Raw genomic sequence first — 21774 nt, forward strand, 5'->3', positions numbered from 1 at the left:
TACAATGTGAAGATCCGCGTCAAGGCCGATGGTTCGGGTGTCGATCTCAACAATGTCAAGATGTCGATGAACCCCTTCGACGAGATCGGCGTGGAGGAAGCGCTGCGTCTGAAGGAAGCCGGCAAGGCGAGCGAAGTGGTGGTGGTTTCGATCGGCCCGGCCCAGGCGGCCGAGACGCTGCGCTCGGGCCTGGCCATGGGTGCCGACCGCGGCATCCTGATCAAGACCGATGCCACCGTCGAGCCCCTGGCGGTGGCCAAGCTCCTGAAGGCGGTGATCGGCAACGAGAACCCGGGCCTGGTCATCCTGGGCAAGCAGGCCATCGACGACGACATGAACGCCACCGGCCAGATGCTGGCGGCGCTGCTGGGCTGGCCGCAGGGCACCTTTGCCTCCAAGCTCGAGGTCGGCGGCGACAAGATCGACGTTGTCAGAGAGGTCGATGGCGGCCTGCAGACGGTTGCGCTCAACCTGCCGGCGATCATCACCACGGATCTGCGCCTCAACGAACCGCGCTATGCTTCGCTGCCCAACATCATGAAGGCCAAGAAGAAGCCGATCGACGAGACCAGCCCGGAGGCGCTGGGCGTCGACATCGCCCCGCGCCTGACCGTGGTGAAGACGGTGGAGCCGCCGGCGCGCCAGGCCGGCAAGAAGGTCGCCTCGGTGGCCGAGCTGGTCGACAAGCTCAAGAACGAAGCCGGCGTCATCTGAGCGCAGGAGGATTGATATCATGACCACTCTTCTCATCGCCGAGATCGACGCCACCGGCCTCAAGGACGTCACCAACCGTGCCCTCACCGCCGCCAAGGAACTCGGTGGCCCGGTGCATGTGCTGGTGGCCGGCGCCAACGCCCAGGCTGCCGCCGAACAGGCCGCCAAGCTGCAGGGCGTCGAAAAGGTCCTGGTGGCCGATGCCGCCTATGAGCATCGCCTGGCCGAGCCGACGGCGGCCCTGATCGTCAGCCTGGCCGGCGGCTATGACGCCATCGTGGCGCCCTCGACGGCGGCCTGGAAGAACGTGCTGCCGCGCGTCGCCGCCCTGCTCGACGTCATGCAGATCTCCGACATCGTCAAGGTCGTCTCGTCCGATACGTTCGAGCGGCCGATCTATGCCGGCAACGCCATCCAGACCGTGACCTCGGTCGACGCCAAGAAGGTGATCACCGTGCGCACCGCCTCCTTCGCCGCCACCGGCGAAGGCGGTTCGGCGGTGGTGGAACCGGCAGCGGCCGCGGCCGATCCGGGCCTGTCGACCTTCAAGGGCGAGGAACTGGCCAAGTCCGACCGTCCGGAACTGGCCTCGGCCAAGATCATCATCTCGGGCGGGCGGGCCATGGCCAACCGCGAGAACTTCGCCACCTATATCGAACCGGTGGCCGACAAGCTCGGCGCCGCCATGGGGGCCTCGCGCGCCGCGGTCGATGCGGGCTATGCCCCCAACGACTGGCAGGTCGGCCAGACCGGCAAGGTGGTCGCGCCCGACCTCTACATCGCCGTCGGCATCTCCGGCGCCATCCAGCATCTGGCCGGCATGAAGGACTCCAAGGTCATCGTCGCCATCAACAAGGACGAAGAGGCCCCGATCTTCCAGGTCGCCGACTACGGCCTGGTCGCCGATCTCTACACCGCCCTGCCGGAGCTCAAGGACGAACTCGCCAAGCTCGGTAAGTAGGGACAACGGGCGGCATCCGCCCGTCTTTATCGGATGATTTGAGTGTGCCGGCCCTCACGGGCCGGCACATTTTCTTTGGAAACATGGCCGAGGCCGAAATGCATCTACCATGATGGAGATCGTCATTGCTTCGCTACGCTCGCAATGACGTTTGTATGCGGTGGCCATCGATACCCCCAACGCTGTTCCCTTCGCCCTTGCGTTCCCTGCCGGCCCATGGCGAATTGCGCTTCCTGTGCCGTCCTGGAAAGCCTGCTTGGTGTCGAAGTTCCTGATTGTCATCGCCGCCCTGGTTGCGGCGCTCTATCTGGCGGCCTTCGCCGCTTTGGCCTTTGCCCAGCGCTCCTTCGTCTTCCAGCCGGGCGGCGAGGTGCTGCCACCCGCCATAGCCGGCGCCGAGGTCGTCAAGCTGCGCACCGAAGATGGTGAGACACTGATCGCCTGGCATGTCGCGCCCGCGCCGGGCAGGCCCCTTCTGCTCTATTTCCACGGCAATGGCGGCAATCTCACCCTGCAGACCGAGCTGTTGCGCGCGTTGGTGGCCGGCGGCAACGGCCTGATGGCGGTGGAATATCGTGGCTATCCCGGCTCCACCGGCTCGCCCTCCGAGCAGGGCTTGCTGCTCGACGCCGAGGCTGCCTATGCCAAGGTGCTGGCTCTCGGAACGGCACCCGAGCGCATCGTGGTCGTCGGCCAGTCCCTGGGCTCGGGCGTGGCGGTCGCCCTGGCGGCCCGACACAGCGTGGGCGCGTTGGTGCTCGATTCGCCTTTCACCTCGGCTCTCGCCGTGGCTTCCCGCCTCTATGGCATGTTCCCGGTGCGCTGGGTGATGCTGGATCCCTTCCCCTCCGACGAGCGCATCGCCAAGGTGAAGGTCCCGCTGCTCGTCGTGCACGGCACTGCCGATGGTGTCATTCCCTTCGCGTTCGGCAAGAGCCTCTACGACCTCGCCAACCAGCCCAAGACCTTCATGCCCGTGGAGGGGGCCGGCCATCTCAGCCTCGGCTATGTCCTGCCCGAGGTGCGGGCGTGGATCGACGGCGCGATGGCGCGTTGATCGATTGCCTCGCCGGGCCGTGCGGGGCGCAGATGGGCGGGATTGGGGAGGCGGTGTTGTGAAATATCAGCGAGACTCGAAGATGACGCGCTAGCCTCGGCTCATCGAAGTGCCACACAGGGGAGAGATTATGGAACTGCGTCATCTGCGCTATTTCATCGCTGTCGCCGAGGAACTCAGCTTCCGGGCCGCCGCCACTCGGCTTGGCGTTTCCCAGCCGCCTCTGAGCACGCAGATCCAGGACCTGGAATACGAACTCAAGACCCAGCTCTTCCTGCGAAACAAACGGCGTGTCGAATTGACCGCCGCCGGCCTCGCCTTTCGCGATCATGCGACTGCGATCCTTGCCCAGGTGGACGAAGCCGCCGAACAGACGCACGCCATTGGCCAAGGGCAGATCGGGACGCTCGACCTTGCCACCACCGGATCGGTGCTGATGGGGCCGCTGGCGGGTCTGATCGCCCGGTTTCGCCTGCACGTGCCGGAAGTCCAGGTGCGTATCCGCGAGATGCCGCCGCTCGAGCAGGAGGCCGCCCTTCACGCACGCAAGATCGACATCAGTTTCCTGCGGGGGCCGGTCGGCGATCCCGATCTGGTCACCGAACTGGCGTGGGAGGAAAAAGTCGGTGTGGCCCTGCAGCAGTCGCATCCGCTGGCGGTCAATGAGAGGATCGAACTCTCCGAATTGAGGAACGAGCAGTTCGTTTTTCTGAGGGTGAAGAATTCCCGGTTTGCCCGCTATCTCAAGGAATGCTGCATCGAGGCGGGATTTGACCCCAATATCACCCAGCAGGTCGTCGAATCCTATTCGCTGCTCAGCCTGGTTGCTGCAGGTCTCGGTGTCGCTCTCGTGCCGGAGGCCGCGAAGGAAATGCTGCGACCCGGTGTCGTCTACCGGGCGCTGGTTGAGCCGGCGCCGATTGCCGATGTCATCATGCTGTATCGCTCTGATCGCAGCGCCGTGGTGAACCGGTTCCTGGATGAGACGCGTGCCTATTTTCTTGTTTCGCCTTAGGCAAGACCGGAATGCCTTTGGGTAATCTTCCGTCGGTGGCGCTACGATACCCGTTTCCATGATATGGAATCGCGCCTCCTGGCGCTGGGATTTTGTGCTCTAAGCGTTGCTGCATACGGCGCCATTGCGATCGGGAGTGTGGCGGACGACGTTTGGGAGAACGCACCGTTACCGGACCCCTTTGGGGAACTGACCGCTCCTTCGGCAAAATCAGAAACAATGACGGCGCCGACCGTGGAGGAAATATATGCTCAGATTCTTCAGATCCCTGTTCGGGCAGGTGGTCATAGCGCTTGTTTTGGGAATAGTGGTCGGCATTCTCTGGCCGGGCTTTGCCAGCCAGTTGAAGCCGCTCGGCGATGCCTTCATCAAGCTGATCAAGATGGTGATTGCGCCCCTGGTTTTCGGCGTCGTCGTCCATGGTGTCGTCGGGGCGGGGGATCTGAAAAAGGTCGGCCGGGTCGGCGTCAAGGCCATCGTCTATTTCGAGGTGGTGACGACGATCGCCCTGTGCCTGGGCCTGCTGATGGCCCATTTCTTCCAGCCGGGCGTCGGCATGAACATCGATCCCAAGACACTCGATGGCAGCGCGCTCGCCAATTACACCGATCATGTGCGCGAAGTCACCGGCGGGGTCGACTTTCTGCTGCGCGTCATTCCGACGACTGTCACGGATGCTTTCGCCAAGGGGGACATTCTCCAGGTCCTGATGATTGCCATCCTGTTCGGCGCCGGGCTGTCTTTGCTCGGCGAACGTGGCCGGCCCGTGGCCGACTTCATCCACATCGCCACCGACGTTCTCTTCAAGATCATCGGCTTCATCGTCCGGCTCGCTCCGCTGGGCGTGTTCGGCGCCATCGCCTTCACGGTCGGCAAATACGGGGTCGGCTCCCTGCAGCAGCTCGGCTATCTCGTCCTCCTGTTCTATGTCAGCGTGATCTTCTTCGTGCTGGTGGTGCTCGGCATCATCATGCGGATGGCCGGTTTCAGCCTGATCAAGTTCCTGATCTATCTGCGCGAAGAACTGACGATCGTCCTGGGCACCGCCTCGTCCGACAGCGTGCTTCCGCAGATCATGCGCAAGCTCGAGAGGATGGGGATCAAGGATTCCACCGTCGGCCTGGTCATCCCGACGGGTTATTCCTTCAATCTCGATGCCTTCTCCATCTACCTCACCCTGGCTGCCGTGTTCATCGCGCAGGCCACCAATACGCCGCTCTCGGAAACCGATCTTCTGGTCGTGCTCGGCGTCGCCCTCCTCACCTCGAAAGGGGCGCATGGCGTACCGGGATCGGCCATCGTCGTTCTTGCCGCCACCCTGTCCGCGCTGCCTGTGATCCCGGTGATCGGCCTGGTCCTGGTGCTGTCGGTCGACTGGTTCATGGGAATGGCGCGGGCGCTCGGCAATCTCATCGGAAATTGTGTTGCCACCGTCGTCATTGCCGTCTGGGAAGGCGACATCGACAGAGCACAGGCCAACCGCGTCCTGAACGGCGAGCGTGCCGGCCCTTACGAAAAGACAGCGCAGGAGACCGCCTTGCCGGGCGAAGAGGCTTCATCGTCTCGCTGAGGCATGAAACGGCATCTCAGCTGAACGCATTCTACTTTGCCAGCCTCCCCCCGCGTCCTGCAGGGGGAGGTTTTTCGTTGGTGCTGCAGCACGGCCGGCATGGGCAATCCGACCCGTCCGAATGACCCTCTGCCATCGATCGATTCCGGCGATAATAAATATCTACAGAGTATCACCCGATCCTAATGATATATTGGACGTATAAGAGGAACGGCAACATAAGGAGGGAGCGTCCGCAAAACAACGGGAGGGAGAACCGGTGTCTGCTTTGGAAGCAATCGAGCAACATCTCGGCGGCATCGCCGGTGACACGCGGGGACTGCCATTCGGCAATCCCAGCCAATTTCGCGAGGATCGCGACGGTCCCGTCGGTCATGGTTGCGTCCAGGCCGTGTTGCGAGCCCTATCGATCCTCAAATGCATTGCCCGGGACCCGCGCGGCATGACGCTTTCGGAAGTCGTTCGCGGCACCAGCCTGGCTCCATCGACGGCGCATCGCCTGCTCACGACGCTGCAGAGCGAAGGCTTCGTGCAATTCGAGGCTACGGCCTTGCGCTGGTTCGTCGGCCCCAGCGCCCATCTGGTGGGCATCGCCTGCCAGCCACAAAGGCGGCAGGCGCTTTCGTGAGAGACCTGCCGAGGGATTGCGATGCAGCCTGATTGACCCGGGCACCGGTTCGAGTGAGGAGCTGGATGATCAGGTCGCCGTCACGCGCTTCGGCAGGACGAGGTCGCCGACGGTATAGGTGTGAAACTCGCTCCTGGAAACCTCATCGAGCTCGCGGAATTTTGCCGCGAATACCGGGTCGGAAAAGAACTCCTCGACATTGCCGGCGCCCCGGATCGCCTCGATGTTGACGACCGTCAGTCCGTCCGTGCTCTTGGCCAAGGTGCTCCACAGGAAGCCTTCCTTGCGCTCGGCCACATAGTGCACGACGTCCTGGATGACCGCGAAAGCCTCCTCCTGTTTGCCCGGATGGGCGTGAATGACGTTGACGACGAAGGTCGTCGGCGCAGGAGCGGCCGAGAAACCGGCGGGGGATTCGGTATCCATGAGTGTCTCCGATGAAAACGCGGCGGCTGGCCGCGGCCACATCTGGATATCGACGACAAAATAGCGGATAAATAAGCTGGTATTCATATCACATCGGAAATTTATTCCGTAATCGCTGCCCATGGACAAGCTCGGAACGCTCAGCATCTTCATCCAGGCCGCCGAAGCCGGAAGTTTCGTGGCTGCCGGGCAGCGCCTCGGCCTGTCCGGCTCAGCCGTCGGCAAGGCTATCGCACGGCTTGAGGAGGAGATGGGCGCACGCCTGTTCCACCGCTCGACCCGGAGCATGGCGCTGACCGAGGAGGGCAGCTTCTTCCTCGACACTTGCCGGCGCATCCACTCCGAGTTCGAAACCGCGCAGGCGCAATTGTCGCGGTCGCAGGCAACTCCGCGCGGGCAGTTGCGCGTGAGCCTGCCGCTAGCCGGCATGCTGCTGATGCCGACGATTGCGTCCTTCATGGCGGCTTATCCCGAGATCGATCTCGATCTCGACTTTACGGACCGGCTGGTCGACGTCATCGAGGAAGGTTTCGATGCGGTAATCCGGACCGGGGAGGTCAGGGACACGCGCCTGATGAGCCGCAAACTTGGAGCCTTCAAGCACAGGATCGTCGCGGCACCCGCCTATCTCGTCGCCAATGGCACGCCGGACGTGCCGGAGGATCTGCTGGCCCATCGCTGCCTGCATCATCGCTATGCCAATTCGGGCAAGCTCGAACCCTGGCCGTTGGTGCGGGATGGGCGTGAACTCAAGCTCGACCTGCCCCAGACCACGATTGCCAGCACGCTGGAGCCCTTGATCTATCTGGCCGAGCACGCCTTCGGCATCACCTGCCTGCCGCCCTTCGCCGTCGCTTCGGAACTGGCGCGGGGCAGCCTGACGTCGCTGCTGGAGGACCATCTTGCTGAAGCCGGCACCTTCCGCGTGCTGTGGCCGAGCAATCGCTACCTCTCCCCGAAAGTGCGGGTTTTCGTCGACTATATGGCCACCAGCCTGTTCGCAGCGTAATCGCCGCCATCGAAGAATGCCGCCGCAGGGCGGACAGGTCAGGCTGCATCCGGAATGCGGGCGATGACCTTGATCTCGAAGTCGAAACCCGCCAGCCAGTTCACGCCGATTGCCGTCCAGTTCGGGTAGGGGAGGCGGTCGAAGATCCGGTTTTTCACCGCCATGATGGTCTCGAACTGGGCTTCGGGATCAGTATGGAAGCTGGTCACGTCGACGATGTCGTCGAAGCCGCAACCCGCCGCCTTCAGCGTTGCCCTCAGATTGTCGAAGGCCAGCTGTACCTGGCGCTCGAACTCGGGTTCCGGCGTGCCGTCCGCACGACTGCCGACCTGACCCGACACGAACAGGAGATTGCCCGACCGGATCGCCGCCGAATAGCCGTGCGCCTCGTAAAGCGCATGCCGGTCCGCCGGGAAAATTGCCTCACGCTGTGCCATGTCTTCAGTCCTCTTGTTCATGATCCGGCTACGTGCGGATCTCGCTCGACGCCATAAGGGCTTCACACGGCCCCATCGCATTTGATATACGGTGCGTATCTAGAATTATGGACATACGCGCCGCATGTCAATCCAGATACGACGCGTATATGAAAGGATCTGCGATGGCTGCCAGACGCCGGGCCGAGACGATGGAGGAGAATCGCGCCAAGTTGATCGCGGCCGCGCGCAGGGCGTTTGCAAGAACCGGCTATGCTGCGGCCTCGATGGATGAGTTGACGGCGGAAGCCGGCCTGACGCGGGGGGCGCTCTATCATAATTTCGGCGACAAGCGCGGGCTTCTGGCCGCCGTGGTCAACCAGATCGACGCCGAGATGGCGGAGCGTGCGCATCAGGCGGCCATCCACGCCCAGGACGAATGGGAAGGACTGCTGATCGAGGGCGTGGCCTATATCGAGATGGCTCTCGATCCGGAGGTGCAGCGCATCGTTCTGCTGGACGGGCCGGCGGTCCTCGGCGATCCCTCGCTATGGCCGAGCCAGAACAATTGCCTGCAGGTGACGAAGCGAACGGTCGAACGCCTGATCGGGCAAGGCATCATGAAACCGCTGGATGCCGAAGCCGCGGCCCGGCTGTTGAGTGCGGCTGCACTCAATGCAGCCTTGTGGATCGCCGCGAGCGAGAATCCTCAGAAGGTTTTGCCCAAGGCCGTGGAGACTTTTCGCGCCTTGGCGACAGGGCTGCGCCAACCCTAAAGGGTTTTGTGATTTGGCGGCATCGACAAGAATCGCAAGGACGCGCTTTGCTCCAGGCCTGTTTCCCTCGCCTTGCAATGTCGCCGGATTTGTTACTCCCACCTCCTCGGCTGCCAATGGCAGAGTTGAGATCGCCGGCTGAGACGAAGCTCGGCCGAACGGAGGCTTGTGGCGACGATTCCGGCCGGAAACGAGGGCAGGGTGGGGGGCTGGCTAGGCCTGTCCTCGGCCACAACGCCATGTTTGCGCGCCGTGTATTTTCTGATGGCATTTTGCAACCAGAATAATTTTGCAATCGCATGTCGGATCGTCAGTTGCTCGTGCGTCCTTGAGGTATCGCCGCGACAGGCCTGGAGCAAAGGCGCTCGGACGTGAACGCTCGTTGCTCACACATCCTGTTTCGTCGCGTCCTTGCGCTTCCCGTCCTTCCCGACGAAGCGCGAGATGCGATGCAGCCCGCGGCACAGGAACGGGTGGACCATGATGGACAGGAATTCCTATCGTTGGGTGATCGTCGCCGCAGGCGGCTTGCTCGGATGTGTTGCCATCGGCGCGATGTTCTCGTTGCCGGTGTTCCTCAAACCCATGTCGGCAGCGACCGGTTGGTCGGTGACCGGCATTTCGACCGCCATGACCTTCGGCTTCCTGGCGATGGCGCTAGCCAGCATGGTCTGGGGTAATCTGTCCGACCGCTTCGGCCCGCGTCCGGTGGTGCTGGCCGGCGCCGTCCTGCTTGCCGCCAGCCTGGCCCTGGCCAGCCAGGCCGGATCGCTGGTCGAGTTCCAGCTCGTCTTCGGCGTGCTGGTGGGTGTGGCGGTCGCTGCCATGTTCGCGCCGATGATGGCCTGCGTCACCGGCTGGTTCGATACCCAGCGCAGCCTGGCTGTGTCGCTGGTCTCGGCCGGCATGGGCATGGCGCCGATGACCATGGCGCCGCTCGCCGCCTGGCTGGTCACCATCCATGACTGGCGGACGTCGATGCTGATCATCGCAGCCATCGCTGCTGCCGTCATGATTCCGACCTCCCTGCTGCTGCGCCGGCCGCCTGCCCTGGAGCAGGGCAACGAAGCAGCTCTGGCCAACGAGCCGCAATCGGATATGACGCTGCGCCAGGCGGTGCGTTCGCCGCAGTTCATCGTGCTGATGCTGGCCAATTTCTTCTGCTGCGCCACGCATTCGGGGCCGATCTTCCACACGGTGAGCTATGCCGTGACTTGCGGCATCCCGATGATCGCCGCCGTCACCATCTACAGCGTCGAGGGCCTGGCAGGCATGTTCGGACGCATCGGTTTCGGCGTGATGGGCGACCGCTTCGGCGCCCAGCGCATGCTGGTGATCGGGCTGTTCGCCCAGGCCTTCGGCGTGCTGTTCTATGCCTTCGCCAGCCAGCTCGGCCAGTTCTATGCCGTAGCCGTGGTGGTGGGCTTCATCTATGCCGGCGTGATGCCGCTCTATGCCGTGATCGTGCGCGAGAATTTCCCGCTCAAGATGATGGGCACCATCATCGGCGGCACGGCGATGGCCGGCAGCCTGGGCATGTCACTCGGCCCGTTGCTGGGCGGCATGATCTACGACTACTTCAATACCTATATGTGGCTTTATGTCGGCTCCTGGGGCATGGGCATCGCGGCGACGCTGATCGCTCTGACCTTCCGGCCTTTCGCCAAGCCGCGGGAGCAACTGGCTCCGGCCGGGTGAGAGCCTTCGATACTGCACCGGCGTCGAGGGGAGCTCAGGCTCTTCAACGCCGGTGGCGCGAAAAGGATGTCCTTGATCCGGAGCGAAACAGCGTTACGAATCTGGCTGATTGAGAAAACCAGAACCGGAGGCCATCTTCATGCCGTCACTCAAGCGGTGGAGGACGCCCCTTCTCGCGACGGCAGCCGCGATCGCCTTCCTCGCCTCGTGGATCGCTCTCTCGCCCTACAGATCCTCCTGCACCACTGAGGTCGTGGCGGCGGAACAGGCCATGCGAGCTTCGGATCAAGAGCTGAGGGCCGTCAGTGCGACTGACCAGGCCGCCATCTGCCAAGTCTATCGGCGGCGTGTCGACGTGCTGAAAACGGCGGCTCCAATCATGCGGCGATGCGGGACGGCGCAGCTGAATCCCGATGCCGACTGGTCGGCGAGGGTGACCGAGCTCGGCTTCTATCAGGGGCTGCTCGCGCAGCAATGCGGCTGATCGCGACGGTATTCTCGATCAATATCGTGGGCTTTCGCTAACCCCTCTGCAGGGCGAGATGGACGCCCATGCCGACCAGGATCGCCCCGCCCACGCGGCGCATCAGTCGCTGCACGCCGGAGGAACGCTTGAGCCGGCCGATGATCACGGCGGCCAGCATCACGATCACCACATCGACGAAACCGAACAGGACATTGGCGACCGTGCCAAGGATGGCAAATTGCAGCCAGAGCGGAAAAGTGGCGGCACCGTCGACGAATTGCGGCAGGAAGGCCAGGAAAAACAGCGCGGTCTTCGGGTTGAGCACCTCGACGGTGACGCTTTGTGCGAAGGCCTGGCGGGCCGAGCGAGTGGCGCCGGTCGTCCCGGCATCCGTGCTTTGCCGCGCCCGGAACAGGGTGATGCCAAGCCAGATCAGGTAGAGGGCACCGGCGAGCTTGACGCCGGCATAGACGATGGGCACCGCATGGAACAGCACCGACAGGCCGGCGGCCGCCGCGGCGACATGGACATAGGCGCCCAGATGCAGGCCGAGCGCTGCCATCAGCCCGGCCTGGCGCCCACCCGCCATGGTTCTGGCCGCGGCATAGAGCATGGAGGGGCCCGGCAGTACGGAAAACAGGGCCGTCGTGACGATGAAGGCGAGCAACACGTCAAAGGAGGGCATATCGTCGGCTTCCATCGGCTTCGGGGTTGGGCGGCGACCATAACACCCGAGATCGACGCTGTCGCAAGTGGCGGCCGGACCGCGACACATTCTCGCCTCTTGGCGGGACCGTTCGTCAGAGCTCCAGTTGCGCCTCGATCGCGGCCTTGTCGATTACAGACCATACCGTGACGATCTTCCCGGCCTTAAAAGTGTAGAACACATTCTCCGTGAACGAGACCCTGCGCCCGTCAAGCTTCAAGCCGAGGAAGCCGGACTTCGGCGTGCAATCGAAGGCGAGCCGGGCTGCCACAAGGGGCGGTTCGCAGACCAGGAGCTCGATGTGGAAGGCCAGGTCGGGAATGTCCTCGAAATCCTTGATGAGCATGCCGCGATAGCCTGACAGCCCCAGCCGCCGGCCATTATGCTCGACAGCCTCATCGACATGATGCCCGAGTTCGCTCCAGTCCTGCCGGTTGAGGCAGGCGATGTAGGCCTGGTAGAGGCCTGCGAGAATGGTGGCGTCCATTGGGCTTGCTTCTCGCTTCCTCCGGGGGGCCTCACGCCGCCAGCGTGAGGACGAGGGGACCGGTGCGGGTTGCCACCACCGTATGCTCATATTGCACGGTCGGGGCGCGGGGTTCGCTGAACAATGTCCACGGATCGTCGCCATCCGCAGCCCATTCGGCGCCCAGGGAAAGGAACGGTTCCACCGTGAACACCAGGCCTTCCTGCATCTTCCGGCGTTCGGAGCGATCAGGCCAGGTCGCGAGCTCCTTGGGCTCCTCATGCAGGGATCGGCCGACGCCGTGGCTGGCGAGATTGCGCACCAGCGTATAGCGGTTCTTGCGGGCGAATTCGCCGATGGCGTTGCCGATATTGGCGAGCGGCAGGCCGGCGCCAACCTGGCGGATACCCGTCCACATCGCCCGCTTGCCGTCCCTGAGCAGGCGCTGGGTGGCCTTGGAGACCGGCTCCACCGCGAAGGAGGCGCCGGTATCGGAAAAAAAGCCATCCTTCTCGGCGGAGACGTCGATATTGACGAGGTCGCCGGGCTCGATCCGGCGCTGGCCCGGAATGCCGTGGGCGATCTCCTCGTTGACGCTGATGCAGGTCGCGCCGGGGAAATCGTAGCAAAGTTCGGGTGCGGAGCGGGCTCCCTCCCGTTCGAGCAGCCTGCGGCCGATCGCGTCGAGCTCGGCCGTGGTGATGCCCGGTTCGAGCGCAGCGCCCATCGCCGCCAGCGTGTTGGCGACGATGCGGCCGATCTCCTTGAGCCTAAGCAATTCGTCTTCGTTCGAAATCGTCATGATCGGTCGTGCGTTCTCAAATCAATTGAACAAGGTGGAAGGAGCGTGCCGTCCCAGCTCCCATGTGCCGGAAGGCCGGGCGCGCGGCCGAGGACCCGGCCTTGCTTGCGGGTTTCGCCGTCCGATCCGCCCGCATCGCCAATGCGAGACTTTGCCGCCTTAAATAGGGCACGCCAGGCTTCGGCTGCAAGGCCTGAGGCCGTGGTCAAGCCGATGGCGGCGCCATCTCCGCAAAGAGCCAGTCGCGAAAAGCTTTCACTTTGCGCTGTCGGATGGCGTCGGGGGGATAGACGACATAGAAGCTGGAGAGGGATTTGAGAGCGTGTCCGAAAGGGCGTACCAGCCGACCGGCAGCGAGATCGGCGGCGACCAGCATGGTCCGGCCGAGTACGACGCCTTCGCCCTGCGCCGCGGATTCGACGGCGAAGGAATAGGAATCGAAGGTGAGCCCGCTATGCGGATCCACACCCTCGACCCCGGCACTGGCGAGCCAGCTCGCCCAATTGATCGGAAAACCGTCATGGATCAGGGTGTGGTGCCTGAGATCCTCGGGCCGGCGCAGCGCATGAGCGCCCTCCAGCAGCTTCGGGCTGCAGACGGGAAAGACCTCTTCGCCCATGAGGAATTCCGAGGTGAGGCCCGGATAGGTGCCGCCGCCATAGCGTACGGCGATGTCGATGCCGTCGCCCAGGAAGTTGGTCAGCCTGCCGGTGGTCGAGACCCGCACGTCGATATCGCCGTTTGCGCGATGGAAACGATAGAGGCGTGGCACCAGCCAGCGTCCCGCAAAGCCGTCGGAGGTGCTGACGTTCAGGGTCGAGCTCGACTGGTGGGCCGTCGCCGCAGCGGTGGCGACCCCCAATTGGTCGAGCACGTTGCGAACCGCCCGCGCATAGGGGGCGCCGACGGTAGTCAGGCGCACCGTACGGCTCGTGCGTTCGAACAGGAGGACGCCGAGGCGATCTTCGAGAGTCTTGATCGCCCGGCTGATGGCGCCATGGGTGACGTTGAGCTCCTGCGCCGCCCGGGAAAAACTCAGATGCCGGGCTGCGGCCTCGAAACTCGGTAGGGCATGAAGGGGTGGAAGTTTGCGAGCCATGATATCTGTGAGTTTGAATCACAGGAATATGCCGAATTTTGGTTTGTCTGTCGAGAATCTGCTGCCCACAATGCGCAGGATTTGTGATCAATCCTCACGAGGACAGTATGGCAACGATCCATCCCTTTCTCTGGTTCAACCTGAATGCCCGGGAGGCCCGGGACTTCTATCTGTCGGTCTTCAAGAACGCCAAGGCGCTCGGGGATACCGAGTTCACCGATTGGATCTCCGGGACGAACAGGACGGTTCCGCATGCCACTTTCGACTTCGAACTCGAGGGGCTGCGCCTGACGGCGCTGAACGCCGGGTCGATGCCGCCCTTCAATGAAAGGCTCTCGCTCTATGTCGAGACGTCAGATCAGGCCGAGACCGACTATTACTACCAGGCGCTCACGGCCGATGGCGGCTCCGAAAAGCCGTGCGGCTGGCTGACGGACAAATATGGGGTCTATTGGCAGGTCATCCCGGAGGTCACACTGCGGCTGATGGCCGATCCCGACCGCGAGAAGGCGGATCGGGTCAGACAGGCCCTATACAAGATGACCAAGATCATCGTCGCCGATCTCGAGGCGGCCTATGCGGGCCGGGCCTGACCCATCCCTGTGACAGCAGACAATCGGAGGTTTCCCATGGCCGCGTTCACGGGACAGAAGATCATCGTCGTCGGAGGGAGCTCCGGCATCGGCCTCGGTGTTGCCAGGGCGGCCCTGGAGAACGGTGCGGACGTGGTGATCGTCGGCCGCTCACCCGACAAGCTGCGGGCTGCGGAGCAGAGCCTCGATGCGGGCCTGCAGGTGCGATCCGTCGTTGCCGACATGACGGAAGAGGCCGATCTTGCCCGGCTCTTCCAAAATGCCGGCGCCTTCGATCATCTGGTGTCGACGGCCGGAACGCCGCCGCCAGGCGATCCTATCGAACGCACCGACATGGCAATGGTACGGCGCTTCGTCGACAACAAGCTGATCGGCGCCGTCATGCTGGCCAAGCACGCCGCCGCCACCTTGAGGCGGGACGGTTCGATGATCTTCACCTCCGGAATCAACAAGGACCGGCCGCCGGTTCCCGGAGGCGCAGTCGTTTCGGCGATCGCCGGTTCCTTCGGCTTCTTCGCCCGCGCCCTGGCGCTGGAACTGGCGCCGCGGCGCGTGAACATCGTCTCGCCCGGCTGGGTGGATACGCCGATGTGGGACGAGATCGTCGGAGAGGCCAAATCCGGCTTCTTCGCGGGCATGGCGGGCCGCCTGCCGGCGGGCAGGATCGCGACCCCCGCAGATGTCGCCCCCGCCTATCTCTATTTGATGCAGAGTGCCTTCACCACGGGCGAGACCATCCATATCGATGGCGGGCATTGCCTGATCTAGGGAAATCACGGTTTCATCGAGCTGCATTTTTCCAGGCAGCCCGTTTCGTGATATTCTTCCGGCAGGTCGGGCCGCATGGGACGCACTTCTCCTCGCGAGAGGCCGGCGTCAGAATGCGACCATTTCGACCGACAGGCCTGCAGGAAAGCTGCGACTGCGGTCTTCCCACGCGCCGATTGCCTCGATAAGATCGAGCAAATGGCAGGGAACTGGAAATGACGGTGGATATCAGGACGGTCGGGATTGTGGGCGCCGGGCAAATGGGCAGCGGCATCGCGCATGTCGCCGCTCTGGCCGGGTTGAACGTGGTGCTCAACGACGTGTCGGAAGATCGGGTCAACAATGGCCTGGCCACCGTCAACGGCAATCTCAAGCGCCAGGTCTCCAAGGGTTTCATCACGCAGGCCCAGAACGACGAAGCACTCTCCCGCATCAAGGCCGAGCCCAATGTGGAAGGTCTGGGTGCTTGCGATCTGGTGATCGAGGCCGCCACCGAGAACGAGGCCGTCAAGGTCAAGATCTACGGCAATGTCTGCCCGCATCTGAAGCCGGAGGCGATCCTCGCCACCAATACCTCTTCGATCTCGATCACGCGCTTGGCCGCGGCGACCGATAGGCCCGAGCGTTTCATCGGCATTCACTTCATGAATCCGGTGCCGGTGATGCAACTGGTCGAGATCATCCGCGGCATCGCCACGGATGACGGCACGTTTGAATCCGCCAAGGCCTTCATCACCAAGCTCGATCGCCAGGTTGCGGTGGCCGAGGACTTCCCGGCCTTCATCGTCAACCGCATCCTGCTGCCGATGATCAACGAGGCGATCTACACGCTCTATGAGGGCGTCGGTACGGTCGAATCCATCGATATGGCGATGCGGCTCGGTGCCAATCATCCCATGGGCCCGTTGCAGCTGGCTGATTTCATCGGCCTCGACACCTGCCTGTCGATCATGCAGGTGCTGCATGAGGGCTTGGCCGATTCCAAATACCGGCCTTGCCCGCTGCTGGTGAAATATGTCGAGGCCGGTTGGCTCGGCCGCAAGGTCAAGCGCGGCTTCTACGATTATCGCGGCGAAAAGCCGGTTGCGACGCGCTGACAGGGCGCCGATTTTCCAGCTCCGAAAAGCACGGCCGCCTTTCCTCGCCAGGGGAGAGGCGGTCGCTTTTTTGTCGGGCGCCAGGCGGGGGGTGGGAGGGACGCTCCCGCTCGGCATATCTTCTTGTTAACTCCCCTGGGCTATGAAGAAGCTCTGCCCTTTTGAGGCCAAAACTTCGGATTAAGTTCGGAGCACATAGTGCTGATGTGGTTAATCGGACACGCCGTCCGACAATCGTGCGGCAAGACTGTGGCGGCCATACCGCGCGGCCCGGTCGCGTGATAGAGGGCTGCCTATGATCCCTTTTTGTGCCGGACCTTACGTTTCGGCAACCAGCGTGGAAGTTCCTGCTATGAAGCAGCCTACCCCTCTTGTTCTGGCCGCCGTTTCCGTTTTGGCCCTGGTTCTGGCCTCGCCGGCCTTGGCACAGGACAGTACCCCGCCAACGGCGGACATTCCGGTTGCCGCGCCTGCGGCTCCTGAGGCACCTGCTGCCCCGGCTGCTCCTGCCGCTGAGGCGCCCCAGCCCGCCAGCCCCGCTCCGGCGCCGGCCGCGCAGGCTGCTCCTGAACCGGCTGCTCCTGCACCGGCGGCGACGGTCTCGGCTCCCGATGCCTCGGCACCTGCCGCTCCCGTGGCTCCGACGGCTCCCGCAGCAGCCGACAATGCTGCCCCCGCGGCGCCTGCCGCCACGCCGGCCAAGCCCAAGGTCGCCAAGAAGCCGGTTCCAGCCGGTCCGTCCTACGCCGCCTCGACGCCGATCAAGATCCCGGCCACGCCCTGGTCCTCGATGCCGACATTCGATGCCGGCTCGCTCGACCGTCTCAACGGCCTGTCGCAATATTATGCCCAGATCGCTCGCAATGGCGGCTTCCCCGCTGCTCCGCCCGCCGGCTTGTCCCAGGGTGCTACGGGCAGTGCCGTGCTGGCGCTGCGCCAGCGCCTGGTGATGGAGAAGGACCTGCCGGAATCCGAGCGCGACAATCCCAAATGGGATGCCAGGCTGACCACCGCCGTCAGCCGCTTCCAGCAGCGCTACGGCCTGCAGGCCACCGGCAAGATCGATGAACGCACCCGCGCCCAGATGGCCGTCTCGGTGCAGCACCGCCTGGTCCAGATCGGCCACAACATGGAGCGGGTCGGTGCCCGCTTCATCGATTTCAACCGCCGCTATGTGGTGGTGAACATCCCGAGCGCCCAGGTCGAGGCCATCGAGAATGGCGAGGTGGCGCGCCGCTACATCGCCGTGGTCGGCCGTCCGCAGAATCCCTCGCCCGAGGTGGACGCCACCATCAGCGCCATCAACTTCAATCCGACCTGGACGGTGCCGCAATCCATCATCAAGAAGGAAATCGGCCCGCATATGGTGCGCGATCCCTCCTATCTCTCGCGCCAGAGGATGTCGGTGATCGACGGTTCGGGCCGCACCATCGATCCCAAGACGATCGACTGGTCGAGCGGCAAGGCTGCCAACTACACCATTCGCCAGGCCTATGGCGCCGGCAATTCGCTCGGCCAGCTGCGCATCCAGATGCCGAACTCGGATTCGGTCTACATGCATGACACGCCGTCCAAGCGCCTGTTCGGCTCGGTCGACCGCTTCTTCTCGCATGGCTGCGTGCGCGTGCAGGGCGTGAACGATCTCGCCGCCTGGCTGCTCGGCTCCGGTTGGGACGCCAAGCGCGTCGGCCAGGAGATTGCGACCGGCGCCCGCAAGGACCAGGCCATTCCGGACCGCGTTCCGGTGCACTGGGTCTACATGACCGCCTATGTCACGCCGGACGGTACCGCCCATTTCCGTCCTGACATCTACAATCTCGACTTCGGCTCAGCTTCGCGCATCGCCGATGCGCAGGTGGTCAACCCCTACTGATCGGGTCGATCTTCGGATCCATGAAAAGGCCCAGCCCGTCGTCCCCCTCGTGGGCGAAGACGGGCTGGGCCTTTTTTCTTGCCTATTCATACTGGCGGCAGCGATATCTGCCTCTGTGTCATTGCAAGCGTAGCGAAGCAATCCAGGGGTAGAAAACGTGGCGGCCACAATTCCTGGATTGCTTCCCTACGCTCGCAATGACGGTGCTTGACCGGACAAGCACCAAGACCGCTGGTATCAGTTCTTGTCTTCGACGGCCGCGCTTTCCGCATCCGTTTCGGAGCGGTCGAGCAGGGCGAGCATCGCCTTGCGGGCACCGTCGGCATCGCCGGCGAGGATCGGCTCGGCTACCGCGCGGTGCATCGGCACCGTGTAGGGCAGCAACACATTGCCGGCACGCGAGACCTTGAAGGACACGGCGAGCGAAGCCTCGATCGCCGGCTGGAAGGCGGCCAGCAGCACATTGTTGGTGGCCCGCACGATGGCGCGGTGGAAGGCGAGATCCGCGTCGATGGAAAGCTGAATGTCCTCGGCATTGGCCATCGCCTCGAAGGTTTCGGCGATGGCGGCCCGCTGCTCCGGCGTGGCGCGCAGGGCGGCGAGGGCGGCCGCTTCCGGCTCGATCATGCGGCGCAGCTCGAACAGGTCCTTGACGAAGCTCTTGGTCGCGCCGCCCGAGGTCTGCCAGACCAGGACATCGACATCGAGCCGGTTCCAATTGGCATGGGGCTGCACGATGGTGCCGCGGCGCGGGGTGGAGGAGAGCAGGCCCTTGCCGGCCAGGAGCTTGATGGCCTCGCGCAGCGAGGCGCGGGAGACGTCGAGTTCGCGCGAGAGGTCGGCTTCCGTCGGCAGTGCCATGCCGACCGCCCATTCTCCGGCAACGATGCGCTGGCCGATCAGCGCCGCCGCCTGGCTGTGGCGGGTTTGTGCTGCACCGGAGCGAGAGCGGCTTGCGCTGCGTGCCATTGACGACCCCTTGTTTTATCCGAAACAGGCTTTGCGCGATCCGTTGGTTTGATTGTCCGCTAAAGCCGACGTTTCATGTTCCCTGATCTATTTGTTGCATTCCTCCTACCATACCGCCAAGCCCTAAGATCGTCCCGATGAGCTTAGCCACAAGATAGAGTCGCAAAGAATAGAAGGGTTCAGATCTGGGCTGTGATCACGATTGCCATGCGCGAACACTCCCCTGAGCCATGTCGTGACGTTGTGTCCGGGGAGGTGACACCTATATGCTCGTCGCGCTTGTTTCATGTTGTTGTGAGGAGTCGTTCGTGCCCCGTTTCATCCCGGCCATTGCCGTTCTTGCCGCCCTGCTGGCATCGCCCGCGCGGGCCGACGACACCCTGGCCTCTCTCGATGCCGGCGGGCTCGTGCTCACCAAGACCGACAAGATCGCGCTCGTCTCCGAGGATCTCTATCTGTCGATCAAGGCGGTGAAGATCAGCTATCGTTTCCGCAACCTCACCAATGCCGACTATGAGGCCTTGGTAGCCTTTCCGATGCCCGACATCACCGGCGACGGGCCCGGCGGCATCACCGACATTCCCGATCCCACCAGCGACAATTTCCTGAAGTTCACTACTAAGGTCGACGGCAAGCCGGTGGAATCGCAGGTCGAGCAGCGCGCCTTCATGAAGGGCACGGACGGCAAGCCCGATGTCGAGATCACCGACAGGCTGAAAGCCCTCAAGATTCCGATGCTACCGACCATCGAGGCGACCGAGAAGGCCATCAATGCCCTCAGTGAAGCCGATCGCAAGGCCCTGGCCGATGCCGACATCGTCTATCAGGACAGCTACAACGCCGACGACAAGGGCGAACGCCAAGTCTACTACCCGCTCTGGACCCTGCGTTCGAAATTCTGGCGCAAGCAGGTTTTCCCGGCCGGCAAGGACGTAATCGTCCAGCAGGACTACGTGCCCAGTCATGGCGGCGTCTCGTCCCTGGTCTTCGGTTCGCCGGATCTCGACGCCAAGCAGCGCAAGTCCTACGAGAAGGATTTCTGCACCGATGCGGCCTTCACCAAGGCGGCGGCAGCCTTGCGCAAGCGCGCTTCGGCCGATGAAGGCAAGACCTTCGTCAGCTACGAACAATATCTGGCCTATGTCATCACCTCCGGCGGCAACTGGGCCGGCCCGATCGGCGATTTCCGCCTGGTGGTCGACAAGGGCGATCCCAAGACGCTGGTGTCCTTCTGCGGCGAAGGCGTGAAGAAGATCGGCCCGACCACGTTCGAGATGGTGGTGAAGAACTACGTGCCCAAGACGGACATCAAGGTGTTGCTTCTGGTGAGCGAGGAAAGGAAGTGAAGTGACCTGGCGGGACGGGCGCCAACTGGGGACGCCCTGCCGGCTCCGATCTGCCACCGCTGCTTCGTGTTTGCGCTTGTCGAACGGCGCTGGCCGCATTAGGCCGTGTTGACCGGTACGGTTGCCTTGCCACCGCGCCTCCCACAACGCTTCAGCTCCGTCCCGCCATGCCCGAACTTAGTTCCTTCCGTCGTATCGTCGTCAAGATCGGCTCCTCCCTGCTGGTCGACCAGGCCAAGGGCAAGCTGCGCCGCGAATGGCTGGCTTCCCTGGTGGCCGATCTCGCCCGTCACACCCAGCGCGGCGCCGAGGTGATCGTGGTCTCCTCCGGCGCCATCGCATTGGGGCGCACGCTCCTGCAACTGCCCAAGGGCCCGCTGGCGCTGGAATCGAGCCAGGCGGCGGCGGCCGTCGGCCAGGTCGGCCTGGCGCAGGCTTGGGCGGAGACCCTCAGCGCGCAGGGGCTGACGGCGGCCCAGATCCTTGTGACGCTCGGCGATACCGAGGAGCGCAAGCGCTATCTCAATGCCCGCCGCACCATCGACAAGCTTCTCGAGCTCAATTGCGTTCCGGTGGTGAACGAGAACGATACCGTCGCCACCACCGAGATCCGCTATGGCGACAATGACCGGCTCGCCGCACGCGTCGCCACCATGGCCGGGGCGGACTGCCTGGTGCTGCTCTCCGACATTGACGGCCTTTATACCGCGCCGCCGCATCTCGACCCCGCCGCCACCCTGATACCGGTGGTGCAGCGCATCACCGCCGCGATCGAGGGCGTGGCCGGCGATGCCGGCTCCGAGCTATCGCGCGGGGGCATGCGCACCAAGGTCGAGGCGGCCAAGATCGCGGTGGGCGGCGGCACCACCATGGTGATTGCCTCGGGCAAGGTGGAGCAGCCCCTGCTGCGCATCGAGGAAGGCGGACCTTGCACCTGGTTCCTCACTCCGTCCAATCCCGTTACCGCCCGCAAGAAGTGGATCGTCGGCCATCTCGAACCGCGCGGCACGCTGCATGTCGACGCGGGCGCCGCCAAGGCGCTGCGCGGCGGCGCCAGCCTGCTGCCAGCGGGGGTGAAGCGGGTGGAGGGCACTTTCTCGCAGGGTGACGCGGTGATCATCCGCGATCCCTCCGGCGCCGAGATCGGCCGCGGCCTGGTGGCCTACGATATCGGCGAGGCGGCCCAGATCGCCGGCAAGAAGAGCCGCAGCATCGAGGACGTGCTCGGCTGGGCCGGCCCCAGCGAGATGATCCATCGCGACGACATGGCTCTGTTCAGCCGCTTCGAGGACCTCAGCACCGTAACGGTGGAGTAGGGC

At 63.7% G+C, this 21774-nt stretch carries 23 protein-coding genes; 16 read left to right on the forward strand and 7 right to left on the reverse strand.

What is annotated here, in order from left to right:
- The 6 genes from ACTJKX_RS22665 to ACTJKX_RS22690 all read left to right on the forward strand — a co-directional run.
- Window positions 1-714 (forward strand): electron transfer flavoprotein subunit beta/FixA family protein (locus ACTJKX_RS22665; RefSeq protein ID WP_440726608.1); only part of this gene is annotated, 714 nt, incomplete at its 5' end.
- A 19-nt stretch (window positions 715-733) separates the two neighbouring features.
- On the forward strand, window positions 734-1675 hold the full coding sequence (locus ACTJKX_RS22670) for an electron transfer flavoprotein subunit alpha/FixB family protein (RefSeq protein WP_440726609.1): 942 nt from the start codon (window positions 734-736) through the stop codon (window positions 1673-1675).
- Window positions 1676-1934: 259 nt separating this feature from the next.
- On the forward strand, window positions 1935-2732 hold the full coding sequence (locus ACTJKX_RS22675) for an alpha/beta hydrolase (RefSeq protein WP_367625988.1): 798 nt from the start codon (window positions 1935-1937) through the stop codon (window positions 2730-2732).
- Window positions 2733-2862: 130 nt separating this feature from the next.
- Complete coding sequence (locus ACTJKX_RS22680) at window positions 2863-3747, forward strand: LysR family transcriptional regulator (RefSeq protein ID WP_440726610.1); 885 nt, start codon at window positions 2863-2865, stop codon at window positions 3745-3747.
- A 247-nt stretch (window positions 3748-3994) separates the two neighbouring features.
- Window positions 3995-5317: a dicarboxylate/amino acid:cation symporter gene (locus ACTJKX_RS22685; protein WP_440726611.1), complete on the forward strand. Its 1323-nt coding sequence runs from the start codon at window positions 3995-3997 to the stop codon at window positions 5315-5317.
- A gap of 259 nt (window positions 5318-5576) precedes the next feature.
- On the forward strand, window positions 5577-5945 hold the full coding sequence (locus tag ACTJKX_RS22690) for a helix-turn-helix domain-containing protein (protein ID WP_367625984.1): 369 nt from the start codon (window positions 5577-5579) through the stop codon (window positions 5943-5945).
- 69 nt (window positions 5946-6014) lie between these two features.
- Here the strand turns inward: ACTJKX_RS22690 and ACTJKX_RS22695 are convergent, their stop codons facing one another.
- The gene (locus tag ACTJKX_RS22695; RefSeq protein ID WP_367625983.1) at window positions 6015-6371 is read right to left on the reverse strand and encodes an antibiotic biosynthesis monooxygenase; all 357 of its coding nucleotides are present in this window, start codon (window positions 6369-6371) and stop codon (window positions 6015-6017) included.
- A 121-nt stretch (window positions 6372-6492) separates the two neighbouring features.
- Here ACTJKX_RS22695 and ACTJKX_RS22700 point away from each other — a divergent pair, with 121 nt between their 5' ends.
- Window positions 6493-7380: a LysR family transcriptional regulator gene (locus ACTJKX_RS22700; protein WP_367625982.1), complete on the forward strand. Its 888-nt coding sequence runs from the start codon at window positions 6493-6495 to the stop codon at window positions 7378-7380.
- Between the two features lie 38 nt (window positions 7381-7418).
- Here the strand turns inward: ACTJKX_RS22700 and ACTJKX_RS22705 are convergent, their stop codons facing one another.
- Window positions 7419-7817 (reverse strand): RidA family protein, encoded by a 399-nt coding sequence (locus ACTJKX_RS22705; protein ID WP_394312446.1) that lies wholly within the window; start codon window positions 7815-7817, stop codon window positions 7419-7421.
- Window positions 7818-7981: 164 nt separating this feature from the next.
- On the opposite strand from ACTJKX_RS22705, the gene ACTJKX_RS22710 reads away from it, so the two are divergent.
- From ACTJKX_RS22710 to ACTJKX_RS22720, 3 genes are all read left to right on the forward strand, one after another.
- The gene (locus ACTJKX_RS22710; protein ID WP_394312445.1) at window positions 7982-8572 is read left to right on the forward strand and encodes a TetR/AcrR family transcriptional regulator; all 591 of its coding nucleotides are present in this window, start codon (window positions 7982-7984) and stop codon (window positions 8570-8572) included.
- A 480-nt stretch (window positions 8573-9052) separates the two neighbouring features.
- On the forward strand, window positions 9053-10270 hold the full coding sequence (locus ACTJKX_RS22715) for an MFS transporter (protein ID WP_311935651.1): 1218 nt from the start codon (window positions 9053-9055) through the stop codon (window positions 10268-10270).
- Window positions 10271-10409: 139 nt separating this feature from the next.
- Entirely contained in the window at window positions 10410-10754 is a 345-nt protein-coding gene (locus ACTJKX_RS22720) for a hypothetical protein (RefSeq protein WP_311935654.1), read from the forward strand.
- Between the two features lie 37 nt (window positions 10755-10791).
- Here ACTJKX_RS22720 and ACTJKX_RS22725 read toward each other — a convergent pair whose 3' ends face one another.
- From ACTJKX_RS22725 to gcvA, 4 genes are all read right to left on the reverse strand, one after another.
- On the reverse strand, window positions 10792-11421 hold the full coding sequence (locus ACTJKX_RS22725; protein WP_394312443.1) for a LysE family translocator: 630 nt from the start codon (window positions 11419-11421) through the stop codon (window positions 10792-10794).
- A gap of 115 nt (window positions 11422-11536) precedes the next feature.
- The gene (locus ACTJKX_RS22730; RefSeq protein WP_367625977.1) at window positions 11537-11929 is read right to left on the reverse strand and encodes an ester cyclase; all 393 of its coding nucleotides are present in this window, start codon (window positions 11927-11929) and stop codon (window positions 11537-11539) included.
- Window positions 11930-11960: 31 nt separating this feature from the next.
- Window positions 11961-12710: a type I methionyl aminopeptidase gene (map, locus tag ACTJKX_RS22735; protein ID WP_394312441.1), complete on the reverse strand. Its 750-nt coding sequence runs from the start codon at window positions 12708-12710 to the stop codon at window positions 11961-11963.
- A 205-nt stretch (window positions 12711-12915) separates the two neighbouring features.
- A complete protein-coding gene (gcvA, locus tag ACTJKX_RS22740) occupies window positions 12916-13809 on the reverse strand; it encodes a transcriptional regulator GcvA (RefSeq protein ID WP_394312439.1) in 894 nt (297 codons plus the stop codon).
- A 107-nt stretch (window positions 13810-13916) separates the two neighbouring features.
- Here gcvA and ACTJKX_RS22745 point away from each other — a divergent pair, with 107 nt between their 5' ends.
- From ACTJKX_RS22745 to ACTJKX_RS22760, 4 genes are all read left to right on the forward strand, one after another.
- Window positions 13917-14402: a VOC family protein gene (locus ACTJKX_RS22745; RefSeq protein WP_394312438.1), complete on the forward strand. Its 486-nt coding sequence runs from the start codon at window positions 13917-13919 to the stop codon at window positions 14400-14402.
- Between the two features lie 36 nt (window positions 14403-14438).
- Entirely contained in the window at window positions 14439-15170 is a 732-nt protein-coding gene (locus ACTJKX_RS22750) for an SDR family oxidoreductase (RefSeq protein ID WP_311935673.1), read from the forward strand.
- 215 nt (window positions 15171-15385) lie between these two features.
- Entirely contained in the window at window positions 15386-16267 is an 882-nt protein-coding gene (locus tag ACTJKX_RS22755; RefSeq protein ID WP_311935676.1) for a 3-hydroxybutyryl-CoA dehydrogenase, read from the forward strand.
- A gap of 352 nt (window positions 16268-16619) precedes the next feature.
- Window positions 16620-18140, forward strand: a complete 1521-nt coding sequence (locus ACTJKX_RS22760) for a L,D-transpeptidase family protein (RefSeq protein ID WP_440726612.1) — start codon at window positions 16620-16622, stop codon at window positions 18138-18140.
- A 237-nt stretch (window positions 18141-18377) separates the two neighbouring features.
- Here the strand turns inward: ACTJKX_RS22760 and ACTJKX_RS22765 are convergent, their stop codons facing one another.
- Window positions 18378-19109, reverse strand: coding sequence for a FadR/GntR family transcriptional regulator (locus tag ACTJKX_RS22765; RefSeq protein WP_322435270.1), 732 nt, complete (start codon window positions 19107-19109; stop codon window positions 18378-18380).
- 308 nt (window positions 19110-19417) lie between these two features.
- On the opposite strand from ACTJKX_RS22765, the gene ACTJKX_RS22770 reads away from it, so the two are divergent.
- Together ACTJKX_RS22770 and proB are read left to right on the forward strand one after the other, a co-directional pair.
- A complete protein-coding gene (locus tag ACTJKX_RS22770) occupies window positions 19418-20455 on the forward strand; it encodes a DUF4424 domain-containing protein (RefSeq protein WP_440726613.1) in 1038 nt (345 codons plus the stop codon).
- A gap of 167 nt (window positions 20456-20622) precedes the next feature.
- Window positions 20623-21771, forward strand: coding sequence for a glutamate 5-kinase (proB, locus tag ACTJKX_RS22775; RefSeq protein ID WP_440726614.1), 1149 nt, complete (start codon window positions 20623-20625; stop codon window positions 21769-21771).
- The last annotated feature ends 3 nt before the right edge of the window (window positions 21772-21774 follow it).

The organism is Labrys sp. 22185, assembly GCF_052045555.1.
In the GTDB taxonomy this organism is placed as follows: Bacteria; Pseudomonadota; Alphaproteobacteria; order Rhizobiales; family Labraceae; genus Labrys; species Labrys neptuniae.